General features: G+C 35.5%; 13 protein-coding genes. 3 read left to right on the top strand and 10 right to left on the bottom strand.

Annotation, left to right across the window (positions count from 1 at the left end; all coding sequences use genetic code 11):
* Positions 1–20: 20 nt before the first annotated feature.
* Positions 21–1,379 (bottom strand): TolC family protein, encoded by a 1,359-nt coding sequence (locus JST55_00470; protein MBS1491947.1) that lies wholly within the window; start codon positions 1,377–1,379, stop codon positions 21–23.
* A gap of 219 nt (positions 1,380–1,598) precedes the next feature.
* Between JST55_00470 and JST55_00465 the strand changes: the two genes are divergently transcribed.
* Positions 1,599–2,006: a 6-carboxytetrahydropterin synthase gene (locus JST55_00465; protein MBS1491946.1), complete on the top strand. Its 408-nt coding sequence runs from the start codon at positions 1,599–1,601 to the stop codon at positions 2,004–2,006.
* Between the two features lie 48 nt (positions 2,007–2,054).
* Here the strand turns inward: JST55_00465 and JST55_00460 are convergent, their stop codons facing one another.
* From JST55_00460 to JST55_00430, 7 genes are all read right to left on the bottom strand, one after another.
* Positions 2,055–2,792, bottom strand: coding sequence for a hypothetical protein (locus JST55_00460; GenBank protein MBS1491945.1), 738 nt, complete (start codon positions 2,790–2,792; stop codon positions 2,055–2,057).
* Positions 2,793–2,891: 99 nt separating this feature from the next.
* Positions 2,892–3,776 (bottom strand): hypothetical protein, encoded by an 885-nt coding sequence (locus JST55_00455; GenBank protein ID MBS1491944.1) that lies wholly within the window; start codon positions 3,774–3,776, stop codon positions 2,892–2,894.
* 46 nt (positions 3,777–3,822) lie between these two features.
* Positions 3,823–4,689 (bottom strand): nuclear transport factor 2 family protein, encoded by an 867-nt coding sequence (locus JST55_00450; protein MBS1491943.1) that lies wholly within the window; start codon positions 4,687–4,689, stop codon positions 3,823–3,825.
* Between the two features lie 173 nt (positions 4,690–4,862).
* Positions 4,863–5,588, bottom strand: coding sequence for a class I SAM-dependent methyltransferase (locus tag JST55_00445; protein MBS1491942.1), 726 nt, complete (start codon positions 5,586–5,588; stop codon positions 4,863–4,865).
* A 184-nt stretch (positions 5,589–5,772) separates the two neighbouring features.
* Complete coding sequence (gene cydB, locus JST55_00440) at positions 5,773–6,807, bottom strand: cytochrome d ubiquinol oxidase subunit II (protein ID MBS1491941.1); 1,035 nt, start codon at positions 6,805–6,807, stop codon at positions 5,773–5,775.
* 11 nt (positions 6,808–6,818) lie between these two features.
* Positions 6,819–7,376 carry a hypothetical protein gene (locus JST55_00435; protein MBS1491940.1) on the bottom strand — a complete coding sequence of 186 codons (558 nt, stop codon included), beginning with the start codon at positions 7,374–7,376 and terminating at the stop codon, positions 6,819–6,821.
* On the bottom strand, positions 7,377–8,759 hold the full coding sequence (locus JST55_00430; GenBank protein ID MBS1491939.1) for a cytochrome ubiquinol oxidase subunit I: 1,383 nt from the start codon (positions 8,757–8,759) through the stop codon (positions 7,377–7,379).
* A gap of 446 nt (positions 8,760–9,205) precedes the next feature.
* On the opposite strand from JST55_00430, the gene JST55_00425 reads away from it, so the two are divergent.
* Complete coding sequence (locus JST55_00425; protein MBS1491938.1) at positions 9,206–9,664, top strand: MerR family transcriptional regulator; 459 nt, start codon at positions 9,206–9,208, stop codon at positions 9,662–9,664.
* A 357-nt stretch (positions 9,665–10,021) separates the two neighbouring features.
* Here the strand turns inward: JST55_00425 and JST55_00420 are convergent, their stop codons facing one another.
* Positions 10,022–10,210: a hypothetical protein gene (locus JST55_00420; protein MBS1491937.1), complete on the bottom strand. Its 189-nt coding sequence runs from the start codon at positions 10,208–10,210 to the stop codon at positions 10,022–10,024.
* Between the two features lie 65 nt (positions 10,211–10,275).
* Between JST55_00420 and JST55_00415 the strand changes: the two genes are divergently transcribed.
* Entirely contained in the window at positions 10,276–10,608 is a 333-nt protein-coding gene (locus tag JST55_00415; protein ID MBS1491936.1) for a hypothetical protein, read from the top strand.
* A 219-nt stretch (positions 10,609–10,827) separates the two neighbouring features.
* On the opposite strand, the gene JST55_00410 is transcribed toward JST55_00415, so the two are convergent.
* Positions 10,828–11,730 carry a DUF4097 family beta strand repeat protein gene (locus JST55_00410; protein ID MBS1491935.1) on the bottom strand — a complete coding sequence of 301 codons (903 nt, stop codon included), beginning with the start codon at positions 11,728–11,730 and terminating at the stop codon, positions 10,828–10,830.
* Between the last annotated feature and the right edge of the window lie 259 nt (positions 11,731–11,989).

Below are 11,989 nucleotides of genomic sequence, written 5' to 3'. Positions count from 1 at the left end.
GTGTATTAATTAATTTTTATTTAATAATTTAATTCGCCTGTGTAATAATCTAATCTTGCTTTCGCAGTTATGAAATCGTATAAGGCGGTTATTCTGCTGACTAAAATACTGTTAAGATTATTCTGAGCTGTCTGAACATCAAGTAATGTGTTCAATCCGACTTTATAACTTTCCTGTGATAAAAGCACATCCTGCTGGGCAGAAACTAAGCTTCTTTCAAGAATTTCATATTGTTTATATGCAGTCTCTAAATCGTAATGTGCTTTCTTAACATCATTTGTTATCTGCTGCTCAAGCTGTCTTAAGTCTTCTCTCTTTTGTTTTACGTTAACTTCTGCAATCTGTTCTCTTACTTTAGTAGTATATCCCTGGAATATAGGATAGCTTAAATTTATACCAAGAGTTAAAACTTTGTTTGCATCCATGTTACTTATTGCATCTCCGCTCCAGTTATAATTAGCTGAACCTGAAATTGTCGGGAAGTATAAATTCCTTTTTGCAATATCAAGAGTTATCTCATTTATTTCTATTTGCTGCATTGCAAATTTGTATTCAAATCTGTTTGTCTTTGCCCTGTTTACCAGCTCCGTTATATTGGAAGTTCTATCTACAATAGTTCTTAAGTCTGCTACAGAAAGATTTGTATTAATATCATTCTGCCTTACATTATAATCACGGTTAATATTATCATTCATCGCAAAAAGCAGATCAACCTTTGCTTTGTTTACATCATTCTTAGATACTTCAAGTTTAAATTCATTCTGACTTACCAATACATCCTGCTTATAAACATCGCTCAGAGTTTTTTTACCGACTTCCATATAAGCTTTTACACTGTTAAGCTGGTCGAGTGAAACCTGTAAGTTATCCTGGTTCGCTACAACAATTCTCATCTTCTTAAGAATATCAATATATGTTGATGTTACCGTCAGCATGATATTCTTCTTCGTCGTCTCAAGATTTAACACAATAGATGCCAGGTTCGCTTGCTGCAAATCTACGTTTCTGAAATTTGCCATGCCGTTGTACAATGTTACACCTGAATTCAGTCCCAATGAAAAAGTATTATTGCCGTTTGTAGAGGCATCAACAGTTCTTGGAATTCCGTTTTGGTCAATAATAACTCCCCCTTTTGTAGAGGAGATGTTTCTGCTATAGCCGCCAGACAAAGACAAAGTTGGGAATAATGAACCTTTCGCATTATCTATATTATACTGCTGGCTCTGATAAGAATTTTGCAAAGTTGTCACCTGACTGTTATTAGTGAAGGCAATATTTATTGCCTGCTTCAGACTGATGGAATCCTGCGCAAAAATCTTTCCCGAGCATAGTATTAGAACGCATGCGAGAATGTGAATAGATCTTCTGTGTATTTGCATTTACTTAAAGATGGGATTTAGGTTATGAAAATTAACGTACAGAAATATAAATAGTTTCAATTAACAGTTATATGTAAAACGACATTGATTACTTTTAAGTTTGAGACGGTTAAACAACGGTCAGGGTTTCATGTGGTTACAAATATAAACCAAATAAAGTGAATTTTAATTCTCTTTATATATCACAATATTGTTAAATAATAACAAATTACGGCACAAATGGTATATATTACAAGAAAAGAACATTTTTCATCATCTCACAAGCTGGAAAATCCAAATTTTACAGCTGAAAAGAACTTAGACATATTCGGTAAATGCAACAATTTTCACGGACACAACTATTATATAGAGGTAACTCTCTGCGGTGAGCCGGATAAAGATAGCGGCTACCTTATGGATTTAAAGCTCCTCAAACAAATTCTGCTTGTTGAAATAGTAGATAAAGTTGACCATAAGTTTTTAAATGATGTGGAAATGTTCAAAGGAATTATTCCCACAACAGAACACATGGTTGAAAAATTCTGGGAAATATTGAAACCGATTATTGAATCAGTCTCACCTTTAGCAAAACTTTACTCAATAAGACTTTACGAAACGGATAAGAACTGGGTGGAATATCGCGGCTAAAGCCAATTAATAATTAGTAATGAATAATTAATAATAAATTTGCTACCATTAACTCACAACGCCCTTTCTCTTCAATAAAATCTGCTTTATCGAAAACAGATGAATAGCGTAAGCAACGGGGACTAATATAGCGGGCAGAAATATAATCGGGAAATTCGCTACAATTGTATTCGAAGGTTCGTTCATAAATACTCTTAACTTAGTCGGCATTGAAAGTATCGCAATGATAACTATGTTAAGCAGCAAAGCCAATCCTATAAAATTCCATACCAATGCAACAGTGCTGCTCCATTTTTTCTTTGTATAACAGAAGTATGCAATAACGGGAGCTGTAAGTCCCGCAATAATATCAAAGTTCCTTCCTTCAAATGACATCTGCACAGGTAAAAGATTGTTCAGCAAAAGCATCCACAATAAAATCTCTACAATAATTCTGAATGACTGAATATAAATAAGCCATTCCTCAGGAACAGCAGTTAAAATTTTATTGGTTCTTTTTGAAATCAGAAAATAAATTGTAGTGATTAAAGGTATTATTAAAACTATAAATATTTTAGGTGGAGTTGTCGAGAAGTCAAGGAAAAATCCTTTTAATGATAAAACGCTTACAAAGATAATCCATAATGTTACTGCTGATAAAAAATATAACGAAATTTTCTTTTGTGATTCAGTTGAATAACCTGAATTTTGTAACCCTGCCCTGATGCCCTTATATATAAAAAATATTAATGTAAAAGACGGTAAAGCAAATAGTAACTGAATGAGTTTGTATTGTAATGTATCCAAATGTGTTTAATTTATTTTAAAATAAATTCACAATCGGTGCGAGCGGTAAGATTGGTTTTGAAAATTATTACGATTGTGATTCAGAAAATGTTGCACCAACTATTTTTTAATACTGTAATTTTTTCTGTAGTATGCAATTTTATAGCCGAGCTTATCCCAGTAATAATATGCTTTTGTATCCTGTATAGCTGAGTGTTTTTCAATCACAGTCGAGATAATTTCCACACCCTTTTTAATACAATCTTCCGTTATTTTTGCAGAGAGAACAAAGTCAGGCTCGAAATCATTTACCATAATTCCCGGTACAGGAGCGTCAATTCCCAGCCATGCAGTATTATCTTTAATTCTTGCGGTTCGTACGGCAATTATCTTAGTCCCCTCTTTAAGCATATAATGATACCAGCCTTCACGACCGACAAGATTCAGCAGCCAGGGAGATGTAGGTAGTCCATAAAGTTCATCAATAAACGACGACCATTCTTTGGAATTTTTATCTGTAACTTCTTCAATTTTATATTTTTTATTAAGAGGAATTGAAATATCAAGCTTGTTATTCTTTTTGCCTTTGACGATTTCAGGCACTCGCACAATCCTGTCCCATCCGCTTATTTCAGCAAGTCCTTTTGCGGCCATTGTTTTTTCAAAATCGGCGGGAGCGCAATTTGGCGACCAGTGAATGTAAAAAGAGTTAATTCTTTTTTGTGTATAATATTCCAATATGAAATCAAGCTCATCTTCAATCGCGGGATTAGGATATCCCAATCCCAGAGATGCATTAAAATGTCCGAACGGTATTTTTTTACAGGAACAAAGGGAAATATTTTTTAATTTTATAAAATCAAATTCAAAATCTTTTGCAAAGTCTTCCGGCATTGCCTCGTACATATCTTCCCAGGCTTCCTTTTCTATATCTTCTATTAAGTTTGAAGTTTCCCTCTCAAACTTCATCGGTTTCATGTAATATAATATTTCACCCAGCGGCATATATAATCTTAAATAAAAATTTATAAATAACTTTGTTTCGAAAAACTTATTCTTTTGGTTCCCAGAGCTCAATTTTATTTCCATCGATATCCATTATCCATCCGAAATTACCGTAATCATATTCCTCGTATTTATCCATAACATTTACTCCCTCAGATTTTAAACGTTCTAAAAGTGATTTCAGATTTTTAACTCTGAAATTCAGCATCATCTCTTTAGTGCTTGGGTCAAAATATTTTGAACTCTCTTTGAAGATTCCGAATGTTGTGCTAGCCTTGGAGTTTGCATTTCCTCTTTCACTCCATTCAAACATCATATATGATTCTTTCCCGAAAGTTGTTCCGAGATATTTATTGTACCATTCGCCTAAAGCTTTAGGGTCTTTGGATTTTATAAATACTCCTCCGAATCCCGTTACCTTCTCATTGCCAGAAACTTCATTTGAAGTTTTAGAACTGTATTTGAAAATTATATCATTAACAATTTTAGTGTCGGCAAAAATCTGCCATGATTTTACTTTTCCGTTTTCAATAACTGCCTTCCATGCAGCAGGAATTTTAAAACGATTATCACCGGAGACTGTACTAATACCCTGATAAGTTCCTTCGGCCGTTCCCTCTGCAAGCCATACCGTTGCTTTATCATTAAAACTGTTGATTACAATCTTATAGTCCGGAAACATCTTAAAATATGCCTCCCAGCCTGCTTTCAAATTATCCTTACCATCAAAATGGAGTCCCGTAGCATCTGTAAAGACATGGTCATCGGTTAAGTAATTGCTGATTACATTTACGTCGTGAGAGTTTATTGCCAGTACAAAATTTTCAAAAACTGTCCGGTCTGACATCATATTTTGTGATTTTATTAATGAAGCTGAAACTAGAATAAATAAAATTACTAAAATAGTTTTCATTGAGATATAAAATTATTTGTTATATGGATGTTATTTTTAAGAAACACTAAACAGTAACCCCACCCTTTAGGGTCAAAGTAATTTGCAGGTTTTGCCCTGAAGGGCTATTCTATCTACATTCTCTACCCCAGCCTGAAGGCCGGGGTTACTGAAATTACTTCTGTAGTAATAAATTATAAACGATTCGCTATAACGTAAATCATTCTGTTCAAGTTTTCATTCGATTCAATTTCAAATCCTGCATCGTTCAGATATTGTTCTATCTCCTCAGGCAGCACTCTTGTTTTTTTATATGAGCTTACAAACTGCATCCACTCACCGTTTATTTTTTCATGAAGCAAATCAGTAACTTTTACATAGTCATCTGAGTATTCCAGGAAGCACGTCATAACTTTTGTGTCATCCGATTTAACCGGAATAAATCTTGCATCCCCTTTTAATTCAGTTGTGTAATCTCTGAAAGATAAGATTAATTTTCCACCCGATTCTAAATTCTCATAACAAAGCTTTATAAATTCTTTTACCCATTCCCTGCTTTCAAGATGGAGTATCGTATCTCCCATACAAGTTATAAGCGAGAATTTTTTATTTAACGAATTTAAATAATTTATCGCCTCGCAGTTTATTACTTCAATATCGTACTGGCTTTTATGTTCGTTCAGCTCATTTAATAATTGCTCATTGAAATCAACTGCCTTTACTTTGTAACCGAGCTTTGCAAGGGCAACTGCCTGAATGCCGTTCCCGCTGCCGAGGTCCAATGCAATCTGATTCGTCTGCGATGCAATCCCATGCCCTGCGAAGAACTCTCGCATTTTTTCTTCGTTAGTGTCAAAGTCACCCAGCATCCAGCCGTAAAAATTTCCTAAGTGATTATCGTAATGTTCTTTTACTGTCATAAGTTTATATACTTTTTTGACCACCCCCTACCCCCTCCTTAGAAAAAGGAGGGGGCTTGCACAGGATGTTATTAGTTAAACCTGTAACTCCACCTCAGATTTCATTAAGATGAAAAACTGAAAAACACCCTGCTCAAGCCCTCCCCTTGCTAAGGGGAGGGGAAGGGTGGGGTCATTCCCAAATTCAATAACTCGTTTCATCCATCTTTACCTTCCCTCTGAAAGTCCAGAATACAAACGTTGTATATACTGCGACAATAGGAACTCCAATGGCTGCCATTAATAACATAATCTTTAACGATGCTGCCGATGATGCGCCGTTGTAAACATTTATAGTATAAGCAGGGTCAATGGTAGATATCAAAACGTTAGGGTATAAATTCAACGCAACGGTTATCAATAATAACATCGCTGTAAGTGATGAAAGAATGAATGCTTTAAAATATTTTCTGCGCTTTACAAGTAATTTCAAACCGATTACACAGGCTATAGTCAGGAACGGCACTATGTAAAGAACAGGCTCATCATGAAATTTCTTTGCCATGTATGGAACGTGATACAATGTATATCCTGTCAGAATCAGATACAAAACAATAAATGCATTGGTAGTATTCCTTACCATAATTGTCAGCTTAGCATATAATCTGTTTTCAGTTTTCATCACAAGATAAATGCATCCGTGCATCATGAATAATGATAGAGTTGTAACTCCCACTACCAAAGCATACGGATTTAATAAATCCAGAAAAGTGCCCTGATAAACAAATCCCTGCTCGATTTTTATTCCCTGAATTATATTACCCAGCAAAACTCCGAGAAGAAGCGTTATTACAATACTTGCTATGCTGTAGCTTCTATCCCATAAATTTCTCCACCATTTCATTTTTTCTTTGCTGCGGAACTCAATTGATATCGCTCTGAATATTAATCCGACTAAAAATATCATGAACGGTATATAAAACGCCGAGAAAAGCGATGCGTAAACTTCAGGAAAGCCTGCAAACAACGCTCCCCCGCCGATGACGAGCCATACTTCGTTGCCGTCCCATACGGGACCGATGGCATTGAGGGCAATGCGTCTGCTCTCTTCTTTATTAAAGAACAGATGCACTGCTCCCGCGCCTAAATCGAATCCGTCAAGTATCGTGTAGCCAGTAAACACCGCTCCGATTACAAGATACCACCACGTTGGTAAGTCTATGCCGACAATTGTTTCCATTTTATTTCGAATTATTTGAATTCACTCATCAAAATATTTAAAGTTCCTAAATTAGAATATCCCGACATTGAATTAATAATATCCGTAGTAACTACAACTGTATTTTCGTTTACCCATTTTACTCTTTTGTTATCTTTTATTTTTTTAAATCTCTTCATATCGGTAATATATTGAATGTTTAAATTGGCACATAAAATACCATAGTTCCTTATCTCTTTTAAATTTGAAATTTTTAATGTTAAATAATAGATTTTTTCTTCGCCCGATTCCAACTTTTTCATTTCTTTTTCAAAAATTGTATTAGATTCGGCCGTGATATTAATGAATACAGAATACTTATCACCTCCACTTATATAGCCATTTTCTAAATATAGAATATCATCATCAGATATATTTTTTAAAACTACTTTAAAAACAATTGAGTCAGTATACTTAGCAGAAATTTTATCAGCTGATAATGTTATTCCTACATCTTTATTTTCATAATAATAATATTGCTTTGCTTTCTGAGCAAATAATGAATTGGAAAAAAAGAATAAAAATAATATCGGCAATCCAATTATCCTCATTCACAAATCCTCCCTGCTGATTATTGGATTATCCCTCTTTGAATACTCTCCCTCATTTTCAATAAAATCTGTCAGCCCGTGCTGGATTTTTTTATTCAGTAAATAAATGAACAGCACAAATAGCAGAGCATAAACGAGTGTAAACAATATTAGCGAGAACCATACATGCTCAGCCGTTACTGATTTTGAAAGCGCGTCTGATGTTCTCAGCAATCCGTACACAACCCACGGCTGTCTGCCGATCTCTGCCGAGTACCAGCCCATCTGATTTGCTATCTGCGGAAGCAGCACAGAAAATATAAATACAAGCATGAGCCATTTTTTCTCAAAGAGCTTCTTCTTCCACCATAAAAAAACTGCAAGGAATGATAAACCGATTAACATCATGCCAATCGTAATCATTATATGATACGTCTGAAAAACCAAATTCACCTGCGGAGGTCTTTCGTTTTCGGGAAAGTAATTCAGTCCCTTTACGGGAGTAGCAAAATCCTTATTGATTAAAAACGTCAGTCCGTTCGGCACTGACAATCCGTAAACTTTCTGATTCTTTGCATCTACCCATCCGAATAAAAACATATCGGCGACTTTCAAACTATCGAAGTGTCCTTCAAATGCAGCGAGCTTTGCCGGCTGATTTTTCGCAACTCCCTCTGCTGATATACTTCCCGTAATTAACTGCGCAATTGATGAAAGCGCCGCTATCACAAGCGCGACCTTAAATCCCTTCTTTGATATCTCAACAAACTTGCCTCTGTAAATATAATATGCGTGAACGCTCATTACTAAAAATGAGCCTGCAAGGAATGCTCCTATAATTGTATGCGAGAGCCGTTCCATCGATGACGGATTGAATACCATTGCCCAGAAATCAGTTATCTCTGCGCGGACGTGCATTCCTTCGCCGACTATATGATAACCTGCGGGAGTCTGCTGCCATGAGTTGGCAACTACTATCCATATTGCTGAAAAAATTGAACCGAGCGCCACCATTACCGTCGAGAAAAAGTGTACCTTGCGGCTGACTTTATTCCATCCGAAAATAAGTATTCCGAGAAAGCCGGACTCCAGCGCAAAGGCAAAGATTCCCTCTGCTGCAAGAGCGCTGCCGAAGATATCTCCGACGTAACGCGAGTATGCCGCCCAGTTAGTGCCGAACTCAAACTCCATTACAATACCTGTTGCCACGCCTATTCCGAAAATGAGCGCAAAAATTTTAATCCAGAACCTGGTTAGTATTTCGTATTCTTTATTGTTTGTTTTTAAATAGAGGCCTTCCATAACTGCCATAGTTACGCCGAGGCCGATGCTAAGAGGCGGATATATATAGTGGAATGAAATGGTGAATGCGAACTGTAAGCGCGCAAGAATTTCGACATCCATATTTTTACAAGCTTATACAAAAATGGCGAAGATTTTATTTTAATAGAATACCAAATGATTTCCTTTCTCGCGAGTTGAATTTACCACGAAAACACCAAAGCCACAAAATTACACGAAACTATTTAGATGAAAGTTTATCTGATTTATAAATTTACAAAACTATTTTTATTTTATGTCTTTTGTGAGTTTAGAGTTTTTGTGTTGAGTCATCAATGCGAAATAAGAAATTTCAAATCATTCCTTCTAAACATTTTAGCTGAAAGAACTTACAAAGATTGATTAAAGCAAATAAAATGCCCCTGCGTAAGTTTTGGTAGAATAGCCTAGTATGCAATAAAATATATAAGTTATATTAAGGGGCTTGATAAATTGTATAGGGTTTTATAAATTTGTTTCAGGTTTAATACCGGAGTAACCGGATTAAACTGATTAATAAATATACCCTTATGGCTGTCAAAAAGAACTTTCAAATGAAGAAGCTTTACTACTCAATCAGTGAAGTTTCTAAAATAACCGAACTTGAACAGTACGTGCTTCGCTACTGGGAGACTGAATTTGAACAGCTAAAGCCCGCGAAAAACCTTTCCGGAAACAGGATATACACCAACAAAGATATACAGCTAATCCTTAAAATTAAGAAGCTCCTCCGCGATGAGAAATACACCGTAGAAGGCGCTAAAAAAATGCTTAAAACCTTTGCAAGCGATGAGGCTATCGAAGCCGAGCGCAGCGAAGCAGCAGCATCTAATCTTAAATCAGTCAAATCCCCTGCCCAAGGTGAGCTGAGTCTTTTTGACACGTCCAGTCAGCATGCGACACCGGAGTCAGACGAGGAAAAAGAACAGCTTAAGAGTGATTTGAAGGAACTCAAGACCTTCCTTAATAACCTTTTAGAGGATATCTAATACATTTTTCCACAAATCGATTAACGAGTTACCGGTTTCTTTTTTTAGAAATCCGATATTTCTGTACTATCTTTCCTTTGTCATACATTTCAAAATATTTTTTTGCATTTCTGCAAAATAGTTCGTTTCCAATCAAAAATCATCAATTTCAGCCCGTTTTCCAAGTTAGGCACGCCCTTTGATGTAATTATACGTAGTTCTTTTTAAATGTTCATTGATATAATACATCAATTATTCTGCCTGTATAATTTAGGGTATTTATTTTTCTCTTTTGTTGAAAGAATAATTACCATAATTTAATAGGTAATGGAACAACAAACAATATATCGCCCTATAAGTAGTATGAACTTTTTTAGCTCAATATTGACTGACATAGTCAAGTACGAATTCAACTATAAACTTTCCGATGACTGCATTGTCATATTTGCAGAAGGAAGGGAGATAATATCCTACAGGCAGGAAAACCTGAGGAATGATTTTCTGAATTATCTTGTTAATAATTTTAGCAGATAATGTTGGGAATGAAAGTCCCGGAAAAATTCTCATGAAATGAGAATATAGGGTAAATGGAATTGTGTAAATTTGTATCAATGAAAACAAACACAACAAATATGAAAAACTTAAAACAAAATCCTCTGCTTCTTATGCAATTAAGAAGGAAAGCTGCTATCCTTAACTTTATTTCTGAATTGGCGTTTAATGCGGAAGTAAAAGAGATATCATATGATTTCAATGACAAGAAGAACTTTTTTACAGTTTCTTGCAACGGAATCGTAAAAGCATTTCCTCTTAATACTCCTCTTATCAATATAAAAAGAGAAGTAAGCAAATGCCTCACAGCGGATTACAGTTCAAAGTTGAGATACAGCGATTCGCTTGACTCACTAAATGCTATGATGCACAGAGGTGAAGAGAATCAGCTAAACTACAGATTAGCCATTTAAAATTTTATATATACAAAAATGCCATTGGTGTTTCATGGGTTGGAACATCAATGGCATACCTTAAAGAGTACTACCGTATATCTAAAATTTTAATTTGAGTTTTTGTAATTCGAATTATTCCTGCCACTAAAACACCAACCCACTAAACATCACTAAAATTTATTAGAATTATTTTCTGTTAATTTGAGTTTTAGAGCTTTTGTGGCGATTCTTTTAAAATTATTTTGTAAGTGAAATATTCCCTGCAGAGGTAACGCATTTCAGAGCATTTCCGCCGTTATTCAGTCTTACTTTCAGTTTAGCCGACATCATTTCTTTATCTACCTTAGCAAAATCCGAATTTATATTACCAAGTGAAGTGGAAAGGTCTGCATCTGCATCAAAATCCTCAGGGACTCTTACGTTTATATTTCCTGCTGATGTATTCAGATCAATTCCCATATTTTTTCCGCCGTAAACAAGCTTAATGTTACCGCCTGACGTTGAAGCATCTACAGAGCCGTTAGTTCCTTCAAGTTCCATATTGCCGCCTGAAGTCGATACGTTTACATTTCCTAAGAAGTTAAGAATCTTAACATTTCCGCCTGATGTTGAACTGTTGATATTGCCGACGATGTTATCATACTTAAGATTTCCGCCTGAAGTCGAGCCGGTTACATTGCCGACAATTTTAGAAAGCTTTATTCCGCCGCCTGATGTATTGAGGGAAACATCGCCTGTTAAATTTGCGATTGAAATTCCGCCGCCGCCTGTTACTACATCAACATTATAATTTTCAGGGACTGAGATTTTGAATTCGATATTGATGTTAAAATTTTTCTTGTTGGAGAAATCCGATTTTACTGCGCTCTTTACAATGACGCCTTCGTCATCGCTGTTAGCGGTGTAAGTAAAATAATTTTCGGCATTTTCGTTGCCGTAAACTTCAACTTTCACTTCGTTTTGTTTCCAGGTTTCAATTTTCACTCCGCCTGCATAAGCGTTTACTTTTAGCTTTTTGCCGGGAGCAGTTGTAACATTAAAATTGGCGATAAGCTTAGTATCGTCATTTGCTGAACTGTCTTTTACGAATAATAGCATAATAATAAAAAGAGAGATGAAATTTAATAATATAAATCTCATAGGATTTTGGTTAAAGTTAAAGAATTTCGTTTAATTACGAAAGCAAATTAAAAAAGTTCAGACATCAAAAATATTTCCCTATTAGTAGTAATAGGGACGTTTTGGTTGAGAATGGAAATGGAGTATGTTATATTTGAGGAGCTTTGAAGTTATGAGTTACGCAGCGAAGCGAAGTCCCGCTTCAGCGGGATGAGTTATGAGTTACGAGTTACGAGTACAACAGTCCCCCTCCTTAATAAGGAGGGGGCAGGGGTGGTTA

The organism is Bacteroidota bacterium, assembly GCA_018266835.1.
Classification (GTDB): Bacteria; Bacteroidota; Ignavibacteria; order Tepidaquicellales; family Tepidaquicellaceae; genus JAFDZO01.
Note: the sequence above shows the minus strand (reverse complement) of the source record. Positions and strands in the feature narration are given on the sequence as shown.